Here is an 18,564-nt window from a genome sequence, read left to right on the forward strand (position 1 = left end):
CAACATGAAACCAGACTTATTTCAATCTCCAGATTACTATAACTTAGACGATTTGCTAACAGACGAACATAAATTAGTTCGCGAATCAGCACGCGCTTGGGTTAAAAGAGAGGTCTCTCCTATTATAGAAGAATACGCTCAAAAAGCAGAATTTCCTAAACAAATTATAAAAGGTCTAGGCGAAATTGGCGGTTTCGGCCCTTATATTCCAGTTGAATATGGTGGAGCGGGACTAGATCAAATCTCTTACGGATTGATTATGCAGGAGATTGAAAGAGGCGATTCTGGTGTAAGATCTACTTCATCTGTTCAATCTTCTTTGGTAATGTACCCAATTTGGAAATATGGAAACGAAGAACAGCGAATGAAATACTTGCCGAAACTAGCAACAGGAGAGTTTATTGGCTGTTTTGGTTTGACAGAACCAGATCACGGTTCTGATCCCGGAAGCATGATTACCAATTTTAAAGATATGGGAGATCATTATCTTTTAAATGGTGCCAAAATGTGGATTTCGAATGCACCTTTTGCTGATATTGCTATTGTTTGGGCCAAAAACGAAGAAGGCAGAATTCACGGTTTAATTGTAGAACGAGGCATGGAAGGATTCTCGACTCCAGAAACTCATAACAAATGGTCGCTTCGTGCATCTGCAACAGGCGAATTGATTTTTGACAACGTAAAAGTTCCAAAAGAAAACCTATTGCCAAACAAATCTGGTTTAGGCGCTCCACTTGGATGTTTAGATTCTGCCCGTTACGGAATTGCGTGGGGAGCAATCGGAGCTGCAATGGATTGCTATGATACCGCTTTAAGATATTCAAAAGAAAGAATTCAGTTTGGAAAACCAATTGGAGGAACTCAATTACAGCAAAAAAAATTGGCTGAAATGATTACTGAAATCACAAAAGCACAATTATTAACTTGGCGATTAGGAGTTTTAAGAAACCAAGGCAAAGCGACAACTGCTCAAATTTCTATGGCAAAACGCAACAACGTAAACATGGCAATCAACATCGCCAGAGAAGCAAGACAAATGCTCGGAGGTATGGGAATTACGGGCGAATACTCAATTATGCGCCATATGATGAACCTTGAAAGTGTTATCACGTACGAAGGAACTCACGACATACATTTGCTTATAACAGGAATGGATGTAACTGGAATTCCAGCATTTAAATAAGCTGCAATTATTAAAATATACATAAAATCAATGCGAAAAGCTTCTTCTTCACGGAGAAGCTTTTTATCTTTGCACCAAAATTTTTTCAAAAATGAATATCGAAACGATAAACAAAAGCATACAACCTCAAAAAGACCAACTTTTAAACCACTCATTATACAATAAAATACAAAATATTGATGATTTACATAGTTTTCTAGAAACTCATGTTTTTGCTGTTTGGGACTTTATGTCGCTATTAAAAGCTTTACAAGCCAAACTTACTTGCACTACAACACCATGGTTTGCTACTAAAAATCCGGAAACACGATATTTAATTAATGAAATTGTTCTTGCAGAAGAAACCGATTTAAGCATAGACGGAAGAAGACAAAGCCACTACGAAATGTATCTTGAAGCTATGGCAGACTGTGGCGCAGATACAACTGGAATTTTAAAATTTCTATCAGAAGTAACGTCTCTTCACAATATATTTGTAGCAATAAAACAAAGTTCGCTACATCCAAATGTGAAAGCTTTCCTTGATTTTACTTTTAGAGTTATCGAAGAAGGAAAACCTCACGAAATTGCCGCTGCATTTACTTTCGGAAGAGAAGACCTTATTCCGAGTATGTTTACTGAAATCTTGAAGAATTTCCAAAAGAACCTTCCTGAAACTGATTTGGCAAAATTGCTATACTATTTTGAAAGACATATCGAATTGGATGCTGATGAGCATGGTCCTATGGCTATGACAATGATCTCAGAATTATGTGAAAACGATGCTCAAAAATGGAAAGAAGTTGAAGAAGTTTCGATTCTTGCCCTAGAAAAACGTATCGCACTTTGGGACGCCATTGAAGAAGAAATCGTAATGAAAACCGAAATGGTTTAAAAACAAAATAAGTTTTTTTAAAAATTCCAATAACTTAATTGTTTCAATAAACAATTAAGTTATTGGAATTTTGTTTTTCATACCTTTGATGTTCAACCTGTTGAAAATACTTTCAAATGAAAATTATCGATTTCATTCCAACTGAACAGTTAAGGCCTTTTATTAAGACTTACAAAATTATCGAAAGCGAGGAAGCATTGACAAATAGGGTTTTGCCTGGCACTGCTTTAACAATCGCTTTTCGCTGTAAAGGTGATGTAAATTATATTAAAGGGAATCAGCACGATAAGCTCCCAATTTCTACAATTTCAGGTATTCGTAAATCTGTTCGTTTAATCAATTATGCAAAGGATACGACAACTCTTGTCGTTCAGTTTAAAGAAGCTGGAGCTAAAGCTTTTTTTAAAGAACCGCTTCATGAATTGTTTGAAGAAAGTGTTTCGCTTGACAATTTCATTCCACAAGAAAAAATCGCTGTTGTTGAAGAACTTTTAGCAGAAGCAAAAACCAACAATCAAAAAATTGCGATTATCGAGCAGTTTCTTTTATCAAGATTGCACAATTACAAACCCGATGATTTAATCTCTGCTGCCATTAATATTATACAATCTAAAAAAGGCATAGTCAAAATAAAAGAACTTGCCAGCGCGCTTTTTATCAGTCAAGATGCGTTCGAAAAAAGATTCCGAAAAACGGTAGGCTCTTCTCCAAAACAATTTTGCTACGTTATTCGCATAAAATCGATTATTGATCACAAACAAAAAAACCAAAACCTCATCAATCTCGCTTTTGATGCTGGATATTTTGACCAGCCTCATTTTAATAAAGACTTCAAATTATTTACAGGACAAACTCCAACTGAGTTTTTTGACTTTCCATCTTTTTGGTAAATCAATGATTTTTTACAATGATTTCGCTTTCACAATTCTGAATTTTACATCAATAAAATAAGAATTATGAAAACAAATCTTTTAATTGGAATTCTCTTTTTGACATTGTTCAGCTATGGAGTAAATGCTCAATCAACAAAAATTAATTCACAAATTGAATCTAAAAAATCAGAAACCATGCAGCAAATTTTTATCGATAAATTTATCGTCCCTGAGAAATCAAAACAAGAATTTTTAGAACGAGTGCAAATCAACCGCAATTTTATAAAACACTTAGACGGGTTTATAAATGACAATGCTTATGAACGAATTGACGAAAACGGCAATTTAATTTACATAACAATTGCTGTTTGGAAAAATGAAAGTGTTCTTAAAAAAGCAAAAGAAACAGTACAGGCTTACTATAAAAAAGAAGGTTTTAATATCTCTGAAATGTTTGAAAGACTGCATATCACGATGGAACGAAACGTCTACAAAGAATCGGAAAAACTGTAATTGGAAAACATAAACTTTAAATTTACTTCTTGGTTTTCCAAATAAAACCATCCAATAAATAATGCGTAAACTGAGGAACAGTCAGCAAAGGAACTAGTAGAATCTGCCAGCTTGAAAAATCAAAATTTGTGATGCTGATGTTTTCATTCCAAACAAAAAGCTCCCAAAGAAATTCTTCCGAAAAGGCTATTAAAAGCAATATCCCAATGTAAATTAAAAGTCCTTTATAGTGTTTTAAGAAAGACAAACTACCTAATTCCGAAGCTGATTTTCCATCAATTTCTTTAAAATAAACCAAAGCCATATATGGAATTCCATGCGAAACGACATTCAATAAAGTAAAAATCAAATCGTCATTAAAATATACAATTCCGAAATACCAAGACAAGGCCGTTCCTAGAATTATACTGTTTTTCGGAATATTAAAAAACCGGTTCTGAATAGATTTTACAGCGGTATAAACTACATACAAAATCAAAATTGCAGTATAAATCCAAAACAGGATTTCTAGAATTCTTTGGTTTTCAAACCTAAAAAATTCATTTTCTACAAACCAATTGAACTTTCGCTTTGACGAAAAAAACCAATACAGCATCGGGTATCCAGTTGAAGCATAAATCGCTAGATTATCAATCCAAACCGAGATTTTGGTTTTGGCTTCTTTTCTAGCATACAATCTCATGAATCCGTATTGCTGCCTGATGAAGTGAAAAACAGCCACATAAGCCAAAAATGACCAAAAAACTAAACTTCCGAAAGCGAAAAGCACAATTCCCGTGACAAAACAAAAAAGAGGCAAAAGAATCAGTCTTCTTTTTTGTTTCTGAAATTCATAGGCGACAAAATAAGTTTTGAAAAGTGTTGCATAAACGTGTGCTACGTCTATAAAAACAATCAGGAAAAGCCAAGTATAAAAAGAATAATTCTCTTCGATCTGGGCAATATAATCCTGAAAAATAAAGATAATTGCCAGCACAAAAAATGACGGCCCGATAATAAAAGTTAAATCGGTTTTGGCTTTATGAATCCACGGTTGTTCCATCTACAATTTCATTTACAACATTAATTCCTTGGTGAAAAGCTTCTTCAAAAATGGAAATTCCAGACAAATCGCTGTGCGCAAAATATATAGAATTTTGAATATTTTGTTGGGCTTGTTTCTTCGCTTCGCCAAAAATAAAACCTGGAGCAGGCGAAATCATTCCGTGGCCTAAAAGAAATACTTCTATATCCTCGGTGCATTCTTCAATATTTGGATGTGCGATTTTTAAATCGCTCAAAACAAACTGCTTCCAGTATCCTTTGTCTTTTTTATAAAGTTCTTTTCTCGTTTTCTTCAAATCGGCAGATGAAAAACTATAGTAATACGTAATCACTTTTTTGTCTTGAACCTGATTCAAAGTCTGATGCTGATCATAAACATATCCTAATCCTTTTGCATCATAAATGACATTATCCCAAGAAAGCGGAAAACTAAAATTGTCCGATAAATCATTAACTACTAAAGTTGCCAAAAGCCATGGCGTGTAATGAAAATCTTTGGTAAACACTTTTCTGCCTTTAATCAAATACTGATTAACAAATTGTGGAGAAGCCATAATCGCTTTATCGGCAATAATTTCAACCGAGGTTTTGTTTACATCATCAAAAGCTTTTGCAATTACTTTATTATTCTCTACTTTGACTTCATAAACCAAATGATTTTTCAACGTTTTGTCTTTGGTATATTTTTTTAAATGATTTGCTAAACGCGAATTTCCTTCAGGCCACGTTAAAACGCTGTCGTGTTTTTCGGGCGTAGAATCTTGTTTTCTTCCAGCAAAATAATGAATTCCTGCCCAAGCCGAAACGTAGTCGATTCCCAAACCAAAATCGTCTTTACAGCAATAATCGATATAATTGAATAAAGGTTCAGATGTAAAATGATTGTCTTTGAACCACTGTTTCATCGTGATTTGATCTAACGCTCTTGTTTCTGTATCAGATGAAGAAAGATAAAGCGGAATATCAAATAAATACTTCTGATCTTCTCCTTTGGCGGTTCTAAACGCATCCATTTTTTTAAAGAATTTATCAAACTCCAAATCGTCTGAAATTAAATTTCCTTCTTTTGGAACCACACCTTCCTGCCAATTGTTTTTATAGAACAAACGTTCGTCTGGCGCAAAAGTCAGCTGCAATTCGTCAAAAATGGGAAATCCCTTTTCGTTGTAACCTAAAATGATCTTTTCTTCTTCTAAAAAATGAAGCAGTTCTTTATCCTGAAAATTCGGCAATGGCAAATAATGCGCGCCTAAAGGATATTTGGAATATTTGTTTTCTCCGTTGGAAGAATTTCCGCCCAAATGATTTTCTAGTTCCACTATCAAGAAATCTGAAATTCCTTTTTTATGAAACTGGCGTGCGGCGCTTAAACCCGAAATTCCACCGCCTACAATCAAATATGGAACTTTAATCTGCTTAGTCGGTTTAGGAAAATCTTTAATCCATAAACGATGCCCAAGCAAGTGTTTGGTTCCAGATAAACGAATCATCATCACCGCAATTTTATCAGAGCAAAATTGCAGAAACGGAACCGCAATTAACGCCGCACCAACTACTTTTAAAAAACTCCTTCTGGATTTATTGCAGTTTTCCCCACTCTTCATCAAAATAGCGTACTAAAATCTGGTTGTCTAAACGATTGATTTCGATTTGGTTCGAAATCATATCATTTGTAAAATAATTGAAACGATCGAATTGATAATTGTAAAACTTCAACCCGTCTGCTTTTCGGTTTACGGAATTAAAAGTCGTTCCATAACCATTTATGGCAATTGTATAACCCCATTCTCCAAAAGACGGAACGTACGCATGATATGCATCAACTTGCGGAAAAACCTGCATCACCGTTTTATTAATGCACCAAAAAGACTTTGGCGCAAAATAAGGTGAAGTCGTTTGTATCACAAGCGCTGCATCTGGCTGTAAAATATTTTTTATGGTTTGATAAAAATTCAGCGAATACAATTTTCCCAAACTATAATTGGACGGATCTGGAAAATCGATTATCGCAACATCATATTTCTCTTTATTGTTTTTCGCCCAAATATACGCGTCCGTATTGATTACGGTAACTTTAGGATTATTTAACGAATTTTGATTGAAATTTGTCAATACCGCATTGGTTTTAAACAGCTTTGTCATTCCTTCGTCTAAATCTACCAAAGTCACTTTTTGAACGTCTTTGTATTTCAAGATTTCGCGAACTGCAAGACCATCTCCGCCACCCAAAACCAAAACGTTTTTTACGCTTTTAGCCATCGACATGGCAGGATGAACTAAAGCCTCGTGATAACGGTATTCGTCTGCAGAACTGAATTGTAGGTTATTATTCAAATAAAGCCTGTAATCGCTCTTATTGTGCGTTAAAACGATACGCTGATAAGGTGTCGAATTGGTGTAAATGATATTTTCTCCGTACAATTTTCCTTCTGAATAGGCTAGAATATCATTCGAAAAAACAAAAACAACCAATAATAATACAAAAGAGAAAACAGCTTTTGCTTTCAAAAAATAAACGCTTTTTAATTCTCTCTTCAGCAAAAAACACAAAACAATAGCAATACTTACATTAATCATTCCGAAGAAAAGAGAAGTTCCCATGATTCCTAATTTCGGAACTAAAACTAACGGAAATAAAATTGAAGCCAACAAAGCGCCAATATAATCAAAGGTAAAAACATTCGAAACGAGGTCTTTAAACTCGACTCTGTCTTTTAAAATATTCATTAAAAGCGGAATCTCCAGTCCGACCAAAAATCCGGTTACGAAAACAAATAAATATAAAATGAATTGAAAAGAGCCCACATTTTCAAAAAGCAGAAACAAAACTACAGAACTCAGACCTCCGATAAGTCCGACCAAAATTTCGATTTCTACAAAGGTGTTAAGCAGATTCTTATGAAAAAACTTTGAGAAAAAAGAGCCTATACCCATCGAAAACAGGTATACGCCAATAATAAATGAAAACTGCTTTACCGAATCGCCCAATAAATAACTCGCCAAAGTTCCCGCAACCAATTCGTAAATTAGTCCGCAAGTAGCAATTATAAATACGGCAAAGAGTAAAAGAAATTCAAACCTAAGAAACTTTTTACCCATGAATTGCGGCACTAATAATCATGGAAATCCCGATGATAAATGCTGCCAAAACAATGGCAACAGCAACATTATTTTTTTCTACAACTTCTTTCCAAGTATTTTCAGGAGTCAGTTTTTCGATAATGTAATACCCGATTAATAAAATAACAATTCCTAAAAAAGAATAAAGAATTGAGTTTACTATAGGCTGTGCGTGCAATAATTCCATATTTGATAGTTTTTATTTGTGGTAAAAATGATTGTATGATGAACGGCTTCCGCTCGTTGTTGATTTATAATTTTCTGTCGATTCGCAATCGCAGATTCTATTTCCTGCAATCGTAAAATAAAGATAAACCCCAAAGCAACAGAATCCAATAAATAAGGATGTGATATTGTTGCGTATAAAATCGAAAATTCTTTCCATAATGTTTAATCTTGGTAGCGAGAATATGAGCTGTCTGCCCATCTATCTCTTTCAAAACTCATTTTAAAAAATCGTATTATAAAATAAATGGCAACCATACCGATAATAACCAGCCAAACATTTCTGCTAGAAGATTGGTTCCAGATCACATTCACACGCATTTCAGCATTATTAACATCTTCTGGGGCTTTCATTGGCGTAATTAAAAGATGATATTTACCCGCTTTTACACCACAAATATTAAACTTCTCGGACTGGCTTCCTTCTATCCAGGACTCCCCTTCCGAATAACCATGATAATATTCTATGTCTTTATTTGCATAAATTTCATCACCGTTATCTTCGTTTATCAGGGCAATATTTAGATTTGCCCACGAATTATCAACATCTGAAGAAACCTTGATTGTCATTGGAGCCGATCCTCCCTTTAAAACAAAAGCTTCGCTAGTTATTTCTTTATTGTCAAATTCACTAAATCGTATTGATTTTGAAAAAACATTTTGTTCTGGCTGGTCTCTATAAATTAACCAATTTGAAATAATAATTAATAAAGCGATAAAACAGAAAATAATTGCCGTATTTCTAAGATCAAACATCGAAGGCTGAATAATGTTTACACCAAACTTATATGGCAGAAAAACTTTCTTAAATGCTTTTCTAATATCTTCTTTTTTAATGTATTCGCCATAAAATGCTGTGTCGACCTTATGCAAAGATTCAATAGAAATCATATAAGGTGGTCTTATATACTCAACGACATGAATTATGGTATTCTGCGGAAGTTCGAAATCAAAAAAACCTTCTGCATTAATGATTTGGGTATTCGAATAATCATAAATATCGTAATCCTTCCCATCATGTTCTAAAACCAAAGGATGCGACTTAACATTAAAAGTCTCTTCCATTTCAGTTAATAAAATCCAATGACCTTGCGAAAGCGAAAGATAAATAAACTCCTTTTTATCATTTTGAAGAATAAACTCTGTCCATTTATAACTTTGAGCGCTTTTAAACAAGATTCCAGTTACCTTATAATTGCTGCCTTTTAGAAATCCGATATCGCCAATTGCTAACGGAGCATCATTCTCTTCAGATTTATATTTATTTTTTCTTCTAAACTTTCCCTCATCATCTCGCGCATATAAACTATGGCACTTTGGGCAAACAAAATTGATAACTTCAAAACCAACCTCTAATTCGGTTTCTGTATTACAATCGTAACAAGGAATCTTCATATCTTATCGGTTAATTTCAAAATCTTTAATAATTTCTGCATCAAAATAGGCAATATAATCGGCCATAACAGCTCGTACTTTATGCGAGTTATCCTGAAGATAATTGCACAAATAGACATCCAAAGTCAACTGATTGTATTCTGGCCAAGTGTGTATACAAATATGTGATTCTTTCAGGCAATACGAGATTGTAAAACTTTCATTCTCGAAGTCATGCACTACGACTCCAACTTTCTCAAGTTCATATTTTTCTAAAATGGAATTGGTAACTGCAACAAAGCCTTTGCTGTTGGTAAGCTTAGAAATTTCGTCGACATGTAGAGTAACCAGTTTATGCAATCCTGGCGAATAAGGAGGTAAATCCATTAAGTTATTTATATTACACAGGAGCCAAATATATAATATTTCTAGAATAAAATAATGCGGGAAACTGTATTTTAAAAATAACTTTTTAGGACTATGTGTTTATGATTTTTTCGTTTTATTTGCATACCAAACATTCCTGTGTCTGCTGATAAGAATTGCACCAGCTTGATTTTTTTACAATATAAGCCGTTTTGTTTATTTGCCTTCTTGCTTCTAGCAATTGGTTTTGAGCTTCTGCTTTTGAGGTGTACCCCATAAGGACTGTTCTAAAAGAATTGCCTTTTTTTATGATGGTAGAATTTTGATTTATTTTAACTGCTTTTTTAAGTTCATCATCTGCATCTTCGATTTTTGGATCTCCTCCTGCAATTATAAACCATTCTAACCCTGGCTCTGTGCTTGATAAAGGAGTTTCGAATAATTCTATTTTTTTCTGACTCTCTTCTATTTTCTTCATTTGCGCCCTAGTCGGATTTGTAAGAGTATCACTTTTTATATTTTCCTGAGCTTTTAAATAATCGTCATATTCTTTTTTGACTTCATTGTAGTAATTAGTCCATGATCTTTTCATATCGCCACTTGGAGCTACAACTGATAAATATTTGGCAAGCTGTAATCGTACAAGCGGATCTTTCTGCTCTTTTACATCATTTACATATTTATCAAAATATTCGAGTTCTTTAATATCCTGGTCTCTTTCTTTAAACAAATCACTAACTATCAAAGTGACTGTGCTTATTGCAAGAGAAACTACAACCCATTTAAAATAGTCGATAAACTTATCCAGATTTTCTTGTCCTAATTCTCCTTTTTTAATCAATCTGTATAAAAATATTAAAGAGAATAAGCCAATAAAAACAATAAAGAGATAAAGCCAAAACGAAACAGTTCCTGTATTTGATAACATGACTTAAGCATTTAAAATGTTTACAAAAAAATAAAACTCAAAACACTGAAAAACAATGCAATATAAAAACAAAACCTAAAAGAACATCCCGTAATTTCACCCTTTTTTATACAGGAAAAACCATGGTAAAAACAAAAATCCCGCAACTTCATCGAAAATGAAATTGCGGGATTAGTTTCGCAGAGAAGAAGGGATTCGAACCCTCGATACAGTTACCCATATACTAGCTTTCCAGGCTAGCTCCTTAAACCACTCGGACACCTCTCTATTTTGGTCTGCAAATAACACAAAAAAAATTGAGTTTAGAAAGTAAAATTAAGATTCGTTTATACTTTTTCGAAATTCTTCCATAAACAATTTAACTGCCTTCTTCTGGTAACTGCCAATTGTCAGCATAAATGAGTCGCGTTTGGTCACCACTCCAGTAATCTGAATGGCTTTAAGACTATGCTCCCAACCTTTCAACGCTTTTTCGGCCACGATAGTTGCCCAATCGCTGTTTTCTACCATTTGCAATAGCGCATGAATCGAGTTTAATTCTATAGAAATCTTCGGACTCATATTGTGTTTTGCAAACAGCAATTCAACATATTCTCTAGAATTGGAACCTTTCCCTGGAAGAATCAGCGGAACTTCTTCTATTTTTTTAAACGGTATTTTCTCTAATTCAGCCAAAGAATGCGATTTTGAAACCGCCATAACCATGTTTGAAGTAAACAAAGGCACTTTCTGAATTGGAGGGCCAATTTCATGTGATGAAATAACCAGAACCAAATCCAATTCATTATTAATCAGTTTTTGTTCTAAGGCTTCTGTAGTACCGTATTCTACAATTATTCTTAAATTCAGATATCTTTTGGCGAATGCATTTACAACGGGCAGAATCAATAATCCGAAAATATAAGTTACGCCAATTCGGAGTTCGCCGCCAATCATTTCGTTTAAATCTTCAATGGCCTGTTTTCCATTTTCTACATTTTCGACTACTTTTTTAGCATGAATTAGAAAAACAGCACCCGCTTCTGTCAATTGCACTTTTTTTCCGATTCGCTTAAACAATGGCATTCCGAGTTCTTCTTCGAGCTTTTTAATTTGCTGCGAAAGCCCCGATTGCGTTACAAAACACAATTCGGCTGCCTTTGTAAAGTGCAAAACCTCAGCCGTTTTAATAAAATATTGCAATTGATAGATTTCCATATTGATAAGTTTTACTACTTACTATAAGTAAAATTATTAATTTTTCTAATGAAATCATAATCCCGACCTTTGTATCAAATAATTAATACCGATTATATATTCAATATAGTGTAATAAAAATTAGACTATTTTCATACTATATCGGCATTATACCAGAACTTCTCGGTAATATAATAAGTATAAGATCATGTTTAAAGCCTTAAAATCAAGAAATTTCAAGTTATTCTTTTACGGACAATCTGTTTCGGTTATCGGAACTTGGATGCAGAAAACCGCCGTAAGCTGGATGGTTTACAGTATAACAGGATCGGTCTTTTTATTGGGTTTAGCCACTTTTTTAAGTATGATTCCGTCTTTGTTTCTAGCACCTCTTGCAGGAAGTATTATTGGACGTTATGACAGACATAAAACTATTTTGTTTTTACAATCTCTCGCTATGCTTCAAGCGGGAACTTTAGCATTGCTCATTTATCTTAAAATCTATAACATCAATTTTATTCTGGCTTTGAGCTTAATTCAAGGAATTATAAATGCTTTTGATATGACTTGCCGCCAGACCATGATGATTGATATTGTCGATAATAAAGAAGATCTTCCAAACGCAGTCGCACTTAACTCAACCATGAACAATTTTGCCCGAATTGCAGGTCCTGCACTTGCTGGAATCATTCTGCATCAATATGGAGAAGATATCTGTTTTATTGGGAATTTTGTGAGCTACGTGCCTGTTTTGATTTCGCTAATGATGATGAAAATCACGCCTCATATCAAAGCCGAAAACAAGCTTAAAATGTTGGACGATCTTATTGAAGGACTTGATTATGTAAAAAAAGAAACTGAAATGGCAAGAATGCTTTTAATGTTGACTTGCAGCAGTTTATTCGTAATTTCTTTTAATACATTAATGCCCGTTTTTGCAAAAGATATTTTTAACGGAAATGCCGAAACTTTCAGTTGGTTTGAAAGCGCTGCCGGAATTGGTTCTGTTATATCTGCAATCTATTTAGCCAATTTAAAATCGGCTGAGAATATGGGAAAACTAATGATCGCTGCCAGCTTACTGTTAGGATTTAGCATTATTATTCTAGCCATTTCAAGCAGTATTACAATTGCTTTAATCTGTATGACTTTGAGCGGAATCGGAATGATGGGACAAACTTCATCAATCAACATTTATATTCAGACACACAGTATTGTAAGCATGCGTTCTAGAAGCATCAGTTATTATATGATGGCATATCAGGGAATGATTCCTGTGGGAAGTTTGATTATTGGTTATGTTTCTCATTCGCTTGGCGTAAGAACTACCGTTGCTATTCAAGGAATTATCTGTATTCTTTCCGTTATTGTTTATGTGTATTACAAAAAACATAAAGCAGAAGATGAATTGGAGACTTGTCCTGTTACTTATAAAAATTCTAAGTTTTAAATCAAAAGAAAACATTCCATCGAAATGTCTGGTTGTTAGAATTAGATTTGAATTAGGATTATACGTTCCGTAGGAATGTTTGATTAACGAGACGGATTTTTTTATTGTCGCAAAAAAAAACAGACGTCCCTACAGGACACAATCCAAAATGATAATTTTTTTTTCTAGCGATGAAATATGCCTATGGAATATGCCCGCTGTGATAAATTTTCAATTTTGTCAAAGTTGTAAACTTTGACAAAGTTCTTTACCACGAAGCATTGGAATTTGGAATTTTTAAAATATTGTAATTTAAATTTAAGATATTTCCCCTCGAAGCGCCGTCTCAAAAATATCTTTAAACTCGTTTTGCGGAATATTATGCCCAAGCAAATACATTAATTTGGTAATGGCTGCTTCAGTAGTAATGTCTTTTCCTGAGATAACTCCAAGCGATTTCAAAGCTGTGCTGGTTTCGTATTGTCCCATGTTTACACTTCCGCCAGAACATTGGGTTACGTTTACGATATGCATTCCAGATTTGATCGCATTTTCTATTAAGCTGATAAACCAATCCTCTGTTGGAGCATTTCCAGAACCGTAAGTTTCCAGAATAATTCCTCTTAAACCTTTAGTTGCCAAAATTGAAGCCAAAACAATTTCGCTCATTCCTGGGAACATTTTGATGATCGCAACGTGATTGTCTAAATTCTTATGAACAATCAGTTTTGCATCTTTATTTTTTGGAAGAAATAAATGTCTGTTTAGTTTCAAATGAACACCAGATTCTACCAATTCAGGATAATTTGGCGCTGTAAAAGCTCTAAAATGTTCTGCGTTTACTTTAGAGGTTCTGTTTCCGCGATACAATTTGTATTCAAAATACAAACAAACTTCATTAATAACAGGTTTTCCATCTTCTAAAAGTGAAGCAATCTGGATCGCTGTAATCAGGTTTTCTTTTGCATCAGTACGCAAATCTCCAATTGGCAATTGCGAACCAGTAAAAACAACAGGTTTTGCCAAATTCTCCAACATAAAACTCAATGCTGATGCTGAATACGACATGGTATCTGATCCGTGAAGGACAACAAATCCGTCGTAAGCGTTGTAATTTTCCTCGATAATAGTGGCTATTTTTGTCCACATTTCGGGATTCATATTTGAAGAATCGATTGGGTGTTCGAACGAAATTGATTCGATCTCGCAATCCAATTGTTTGATTTCGGGAATCTTTTGTATTAGTTTACCAAAATTGAAGGCTTTCAGTGCCCCAGTTTCAAAATCTTTGCTCATACCGATCGTCCCTCCGGTATAAACCAATAATATTTTTGCTTTAGATGACATCTTGGTATTTTAATTTGTTGACAACAGGATTTGCGTACATGGCTAAAAATCCTTGTCTTGTCACAGGATTATCGCTTCCGATTCTCATTTCTAAACGACGCTCAAAAAGCTGTTTTTCGCTCTCTTTGTATTTGTCGGCGAATTTATTTGTTTCGTTTAAAATATCGTATGCAATAAAGTTTGTCGGCCATAATTGGTAGTTTTTCAAAATCACATCGTCAATAGTTTGTGCCAAAGCCTGAACTTGCTTGTTTGCATTGTCATTTTCAGCCACAATCTGATCGATTTCTGTATCCAGAACATCGCCAACAGAAATATGTATTCTTTTTTTAGTTCCCATGATACCGCTTATAATGGTCATGAAATCTTCATTTTTATCTTTTACGTAAACTTCGTTGTTTGCTTCTGCCATTAATTGCGGCATTTTCAACACATCAGTCGGATCGTATTCATAAGAAATAGAAACCGGAACAATTTTTAATTTCTTGAAATAATCCATTAAATTTTCTTCATCAGAACCCATTCCGATCATTTTTAAAACTCCTGGATTGGTTTCGTCATTTCCGTCTTTTGTTCTTCCTTCTCTTTGCGCAATCCAAACCGAACGATTTTCGCGAAGCAATAATTGTCCCATATATTCAGACAATAACTTTGAGCTTTGCAACATTTCTCGAGGTGTTAATCCTCTTAAAACCAAAAAGTTTCTATTTAATTTTGCTAAAGTTGCCAAAAAAGCTTTCTTCACCAAATTGTCTCCAATTGCCGAAGCCGTCATAACCAAACCATGTTCGAATAAACAAACATTCAATAATGTGGTATCCAAAAGAATATCTCTGTGATTGGAGATAAACAAATAAGAAGTATTAGGTTCCAGTTTTTCAAAACCTGAAGTTGTAAGGCCTTCAGAGCTTTTTTCTAAAACTTTCTGAATAGTATTGTAAATAAAGTTGCACTGAAAATCACGAATAGAATGTGTTTTCTTCAATTGTTCCTTCCAAACCTCATCTTCTACATCCGGAAAAGTAAAGTTCATCATGGTTTTCATCATCGGATGATTGACAACACCATGAAGTGCTTCATTTATTTCGGAATCATAAAACGGTCGAATGGCATCAAATCTCTGCATTATTTATTTGGGTTTAAGTGGGCAAAAGAACAAAAAAAAAATTAAAGTTTTGTAAGGTACAAGTTAAATCCCAAAAACGTCTTTGGAATTCTGAGTTGTAATTGCTGCAATTTCTTCTTTAGAAACACCATATATATCGCTTAATTTAGCAATAACATTGACTAAATAACTGCTTTCATTTCTTTTTCCTCGGTAAGGAATTGGCGCTAAATATGGCGAATCTGTCTCCAAAACGATATGTTTTAAATCGATTTGATTCAAAAACTGATCAATTTTTCCGTTCTTAAAAGTAACAACACCACCAATTCCTAATTTCATTTTGTAAGAAATCGCGCGTTCTGCTTGTTCTAAAGTTCCGGAAAAACAATGAAAAATCCCAAATAAATCTTCAGATTTTTCTTCTTCTAAGACTTCAAAGATTTCGTCAAATGCTTCTCTGCAATGAATTACGATTGGCAATTTGTATTGTTTTGCCAGCTGAATTTGTCTTTTAAAAGCAATTTGCTGTTCTTTTAAATGCGTTTTATCCCAATACAGATCGATCCCGATTTCACCAACTGCGTAGAATTTTCTTTTTGATAATTCCGTTTCAACATGCGCCAACTCTTCCAGATAATTATCTTTCACGTAAGTGGGATGCAAACCCATCATTAAGAAAATATTTTCAGGATAATTTTTTTCTAAATCGTACATAGACTGTGTGGCCGCAGCATCGATTGCGGGAATAAAAAAACGGGTAATTCCGGCATCGATAGCGCGCTGAATCATTGCGTCACGATCCTGATCAAATTCTTCAGAATATAAATGCGTGTGTGTATCGGTAATAATGGGTGTTGAATTCAAGGCTATAATTTTAAAGTGCCAAAATTACGACAATATTAAAAGAATAGCAATTTCATAGAGATTAAGGGACATGGATTTAACGGATTCACTTCGTGAAAACGCGGATAAAAACAGATTTTTGATCCTATTTTGTCAGGCTGAGCAAAGTTGAAGCCTTAATCGCTAATCTTCATCAATTCTCAACACGATCCTTCGACTTCGCTCAGGATGACAAAAAAAAACCTTTGTCAAAGCTTGTAACTTTGACAAAGGCCAGAATAATAATCACCTAATTTTTGTTATTCTGAAGAACAAAGGGCCTCACAAGAAGCGTCGAAAAGAAAACCCCCATTTTTTCTCTCGATCAGCTAGTGTGACCCCTCGTTATTCAGTACAACAAACAAGCTTTATTTTCCGTTTTCTATATATAGCAAAGCGCGTTCCAAAACCTCGTCTTTACCTTGTTGAATTCCTAAAATTGTTGGTTTTACTTCAATATCAGGTACAATTCCTACACGTTGGGTTTCTCTTCCGTCTGGATAATAAACTCCAATTCCTGAAAAGCCCGTATGATAGCCATTAAAATCAAATTCAAAAACATTTCCGTCTGCTCCTGCCGTCTGACTTCCAATAATTGTGGTGTTTCCCGCTGTTTGAAAACACATTGCTGTCCATTCTGACTGGCTTATTGAATTCTCATCCAATAATACAATCACTTTTCCTTTGTAATGGTCTTTATTGTCAAACCCTGCATTCCTTCCCTCCGTCCAATAGTACTTGCCAGGATAGTTTAAATAGGGATAAGTATAAATAACAAATTTCTCTTCTTTAGCATTTAAAAAGTCTGAAATGACTTTATAAGTACTGTGTGGATAATTTCTAATATCAAAAACTATTGCTTTTGTCGATTTGAGCGCATCAATCATATCAGGAACATTTTTGGGTTTGATCACTCCCATATTAACATAACCGATATTATTATCCAAAAGTTTAAATTTATCTTTCTTTTTCTGAGCTCCCTTCTTATACTCATTTCTATGCGAATCATGATAATTAAACCAAATCATAGATTTTGTTTCATATTTTCCATCTTTCAAAAACTCCACTTTAACCTTTTCAGATTCGCTTAGCAGAATCGTACCAATAACTTTGTCCAGAAAAGAAACTTCGTTTGAAGCAGCAATCATTTCTCTTTTTTCTTCAATGATTTCTTTGATGCTCTTATCATTTATTTTAGTTATCACTGTCCCAATTTTAATATCGTCTGCCTCAGCTAGACTGTCTCCTAAAATCTCTGTGATTACGATTTTTTCATCTATTATTTTGCCCGCTGCAGGGAAATAATAAAAGCTCTTTTTTGCGGTTGCCAAAGATGGATATATATGAAATTCAACATGGCTATCATTGAGCTTTGCTGCTGTTTTTCTTAATATTTTATAAAAATCTTCTGGAGTTTTGGACTCAACGACAGAAGGAAGCACTTCATTTAAAGTTTCATCCCATTTCTGATCCATAATGTATTTATAAGGAAAATAATATTCAACTACATTCCAATACGCATAAAGCATTAAAAGTTTTGAATTTTTATCTGTATAATCTAGATTAAAATAGTTTTTCAAATTTTTAAAACCGTCAAAACTTGGTCCAAATTCCTCATTATTCTGATATCTATTTTCTTCAATAAATTTTAATTTCTTCGAAAGCTTTTTAGAAAACAGTTTATTATTAAACCAGCTTAAATCGAAATTCTTATCGAAAACCTTAACATCTTTTGGCACAACAATCGGTGCTATTTCTTGTATTGGACCAAGATCATCAATCCAATTTTCTAAGATTAATGAAAACTCTTCTTTGGTTTGGGCTTTTTCAATTAAAGGCAATTTTTCTAAAAGCTGACTATCCCAATTCAATTCTCCGCTGGCAACTTTTGGATGATAATATTTTAAGAATCCCCAAACTTTGCAAGTTGCAGCCAGTTTTTCGGTCTGCGTAATCTTATTCAAACCAAAAATAGTCTGAGATAAAACAAGAATAAAAATAAGTGCAACTTTTTTCATTTAGTTTTTTGGCTAGTTTAAATTGTCTTTGGAGCAAAATCTCTTAAAAAGAAAATCGAATTTAGAACTAAAATTCCAAATTCGATTGAGGTTTTCCGTAAAGGGATA

At 34.0% G+C, this 18,564-nt stretch carries 18 protein-coding genes and 1 tRNA gene; 5 read left to right on the forward strand and 14 right to left on the reverse strand.

Annotated elements, in window-relative coordinates; genetic code table 11:
• Positions 1-4 precede the first annotated feature (4 nt).
• From RB618_RS04065 to RB618_RS04080, 4 genes are all read left to right on the forward strand, one after another.
• A complete protein-coding gene (locus RB618_RS04065; protein WP_308067591.1) occupies positions 5-1,183 on the forward strand; it encodes an acyl-CoA dehydrogenase family protein in 1,179 nt (392 codons plus the stop codon).
• Positions 1,184-1,274: 91 nt separating this feature from the next.
• On the forward strand, positions 1,275-2,057 hold the full coding sequence (locus tag RB618_RS04070) for a DUF3050 domain-containing protein (protein WP_308067592.1): 783 nt from the start codon (positions 1,275-1,277) through the stop codon (positions 2,055-2,057).
• Between the two features lie 116 nt (positions 2,058-2,173).
• Entirely contained in the window at positions 2,174-2,947 is a 774-nt protein-coding gene (locus tag RB618_RS04075) for an AraC family transcriptional regulator (RefSeq protein WP_308067593.1), read from the forward strand.
• A 66-nt stretch (positions 2,948-3,013) separates the two neighbouring features.
• Positions 3,014-3,442, forward strand: a complete 429-nt coding sequence (locus tag RB618_RS04080) for a hypothetical protein (RefSeq protein ID WP_308067594.1) — start codon at positions 3,014-3,016, stop codon at positions 3,440-3,442.
• Between the two features lie 22 nt (positions 3,443-3,464).
• Here the strand turns inward: RB618_RS04080 and RB618_RS04085 are convergent, their stop codons facing one another.
• The 10 genes from RB618_RS04085 to RB618_RS04130 all read right to left on the reverse strand — a co-directional run bounded on the left by RB618_RS04085 (position 3,465) and on the right by RB618_RS04130 (position 11,696).
• Entirely contained in the window at positions 3,465-4,484 is a 1,020-nt protein-coding gene (locus RB618_RS04085) for a hypothetical protein (protein WP_308067595.1), read from the reverse strand.
• Positions 4,462-6,090 (reverse strand): NAD(P)-binding protein, encoded by a 1,629-nt coding sequence (locus tag RB618_RS04090; protein WP_308067596.1) that lies wholly within the window; start codon positions 6,088-6,090, stop codon positions 4,462-4,464. Before RB618_RS04090 ends, RB618_RS04085 begins: the two co-directional genes overlap by 23 nt.
• Positions 6,065-7,585, reverse strand: coding sequence for a polyamine aminopropyltransferase (locus tag RB618_RS04095; RefSeq protein ID WP_308067597.1), 1,521 nt, complete (start codon positions 7,583-7,585; stop codon positions 6,065-6,067). Before RB618_RS04095 ends, RB618_RS04090 begins: the two co-directional genes overlap by 26 nt.
• On the reverse strand, positions 7,578-7,793 hold the full coding sequence (locus RB618_RS04100; protein ID WP_308067598.1) for a DUF350 domain-containing protein: 216 nt from the start codon (positions 7,791-7,793) through the stop codon (positions 7,578-7,580). The genes RB618_RS04095 and RB618_RS04100 overlap by 8 nt, the downstream gene beginning before the upstream one ends.
• Positions 7,794-7,805: 12 nt before the next feature.
• Positions 7,806-7,991, reverse strand: coding sequence for a hypothetical protein (locus RB618_RS04105; RefSeq protein WP_308067599.1), 186 nt, complete (start codon positions 7,989-7,991; stop codon positions 7,806-7,808).
• Between the two features lie 5 nt (positions 7,992-7,996).
• Entirely contained in the window at positions 7,997-9,226 is a 1,230-nt protein-coding gene (locus RB618_RS04110) for a DUF4178 domain-containing protein (RefSeq protein ID WP_308067600.1), read from the reverse strand.
• A gap of 3 nt (positions 9,227-9,229) precedes the next feature.
• Positions 9,230-9,592, reverse strand: a complete 363-nt coding sequence (locus RB618_RS04115; protein ID WP_308067601.1) for an S-adenosylmethionine decarboxylase — start codon at positions 9,590-9,592, stop codon at positions 9,230-9,232.
• Positions 9,593-9,707: 115 nt separating this feature from the next.
• A complete protein-coding gene (locus RB618_RS04120; protein ID WP_308067602.1) occupies positions 9,708-10,499 on the reverse strand; it encodes an SPOR domain-containing protein in 792 nt (263 codons plus the stop codon).
• A 180-nt stretch (positions 10,500-10,679) separates the two neighbouring features.
• Positions 10,680-10,766, reverse strand: a tRNA-Ser gene (locus RB618_RS04125).
• A gap of 48 nt (positions 10,767-10,814) precedes the next feature.
• The gene (locus RB618_RS04130; protein WP_308067603.1) at positions 10,815-11,696 is read right to left on the reverse strand and encodes a LysR substrate-binding domain-containing protein; all 882 of its coding nucleotides are present in this window, start codon (positions 11,694-11,696) and stop codon (positions 10,815-10,817) included.
• A 187-nt stretch (positions 11,697-11,883) separates the two neighbouring features.
• Here RB618_RS04130 and RB618_RS04135 point away from each other — a divergent pair, with 187 nt between their 5' ends.
• Entirely contained in the window at positions 11,884-13,125 is a 1,242-nt protein-coding gene (locus RB618_RS04135) for an MFS transporter (RefSeq protein ID WP_308067604.1), read from the forward strand.
• A 297-nt stretch (positions 13,126-13,422) separates the two neighbouring features.
• Here the strand turns inward: RB618_RS04135 and RB618_RS04140 are convergent, their stop codons facing one another.
• The 4 genes from RB618_RS04140 to RB618_RS04155 all read right to left on the reverse strand — a co-directional run bounded on the left by RB618_RS04140 (position 13,423) and on the right by RB618_RS04155 (position 18,456).
• Positions 13,423-14,451: an asparaginase gene (locus RB618_RS04140; RefSeq protein WP_308067605.1), complete on the reverse strand. Its 1,029-nt coding sequence runs from the start codon at positions 14,449-14,451 to the stop codon at positions 13,423-13,425.
• Positions 14,441-15,577 carry a 1-acyl-sn-glycerol-3-phosphate acyltransferase gene (locus tag RB618_RS04145; protein ID WP_308067606.1) on the reverse strand — a complete coding sequence of 379 codons (1,137 nt, stop codon included), beginning with the start codon at positions 15,575-15,577 and terminating at the stop codon, positions 14,441-14,443. The genes RB618_RS04140 and RB618_RS04145 overlap by 11 nt, the downstream gene beginning before the upstream one ends.
• Positions 15,578-15,640: 63 nt before the next feature.
• Entirely contained in the window at positions 15,641-16,420 is a 780-nt protein-coding gene (locus RB618_RS04150; protein WP_308067607.1) for a TatD family hydrolase, read from the reverse strand.
• A gap of 386 nt (positions 16,421-16,806) precedes the next feature.
• Positions 16,807-18,456, reverse strand: a complete 1,650-nt coding sequence (locus tag RB618_RS04155; RefSeq protein WP_308067608.1) for a S41 family peptidase — start codon at positions 18,454-18,456, stop codon at positions 16,807-16,809.
• Positions 18,457-18,564 lie beyond the last annotated feature (108 nt).

The organism is Flavobacterium sp. LHD-85, from assembly GCF_030929595.1.
Lineage (GTDB): Bacteria > Bacteroidota > Bacteroidia > Flavobacteriales > Flavobacteriaceae > Flavobacterium.

Bases quoted from the DNA above. Each gene is read 5' to 3' on its own strand.
- RB618_RS04065 (WP_308067591.1), top strand. From the start codon at position 5: ATGAAACCAGACTTATTTCAATCTCCAGATTACTATAACTTAGACGAT.
- RB618_RS04070 (WP_308067592.1), top strand. From the start codon at position 1,275: ATGAATATCGAAACGATAAACAAAAGCATACAACCTCAAAAAGACCAA.
- RB618_RS04075 (WP_308067593.1), top strand. From the start codon at position 2,174: ATGAAAATTATCGATTTCATTCCAACTGAACAGTTAAGGCCTTTTATT.
- RB618_RS04080 (WP_308067594.1), top strand. From the start codon at position 3,014: ATGAAAACAAATCTTTTAATTGGAATTCTCTTTTTGACATTGTTCAGC.
- RB618_RS04085 (WP_308067595.1), bottom strand. From the start codon at position 4,484: ATGGAACAACCGTGGATTCATAAAGCCAAAACCGATTTAACTTTTATT.
- RB618_RS04090 (WP_308067596.1), bottom strand. From the start codon at position 6,090: ATGAAGAGTGGGGAAAACTGCAATAAATCCAGAAGGAGTTTTTTAAAA.
- RB618_RS04095 (WP_308067597.1), bottom strand. From the start codon at position 7,585: ATGGGTAAAAAGTTTCTTAGGTTTGAATTTCTTTTACTCTTTGCCGTA.
- RB618_RS04100 (WP_308067598.1), bottom strand. From the start codon at position 7,793: ATGGAATTATTGCACGCACAGCCTATAGTAAACTCAATTCTTTATTCT.
- RB618_RS04105 (WP_308067599.1), bottom strand. From the start codon at position 7,991: ATGGAAAGAATTTTCGATTTTATACGCAACAATATCACATCCTTATTT.
- RB618_RS04110 (WP_308067600.1), bottom strand. From the start codon at position 9,226: ATGAAGATTCCTTGTTACGATTGTAATACAGAAACCGAATTAGAGGTT.
- RB618_RS04115 (WP_308067601.1), bottom strand. From the start codon at position 9,592: ATGGATTTACCTCCTTATTCGCCAGGATTGCATAAACTGGTTACTCTA.
- RB618_RS04120 (WP_308067602.1), bottom strand. From the start codon at position 10,499: ATGTTATCAAATACAGGAACTGTTTCGTTTTGGCTTTATCTCTTTATT.
- RB618_RS04130 (WP_308067603.1), bottom strand. From the start codon at position 11,696: ATGGAAATCTATCAATTGCAATATTTTATTAAAACGGCTGAGGTTTTG.
- RB618_RS04135 (WP_308067604.1), top strand. From the start codon at position 11,884: ATGTTTAAAGCCTTAAAATCAAGAAATTTCAAGTTATTCTTTTACGGA.
- RB618_RS04140 (WP_308067605.1), bottom strand. From the start codon at position 14,451: ATGTCATCTAAAGCAAAAATATTATTGGTTTATACCGGAGGGACGATC.
- RB618_RS04145 (WP_308067606.1), bottom strand. From the start codon at position 15,577: ATGCAGAGATTTGATGCCATTCGACCGTTTTATGATTCCGAAATAAAT.
- RB618_RS04155 (WP_308067608.1), bottom strand. From the start codon at position 18,456: ATGAAAAAAGTTGCACTTATTTTTATTCTTGTTTTATCTCAGACTATT.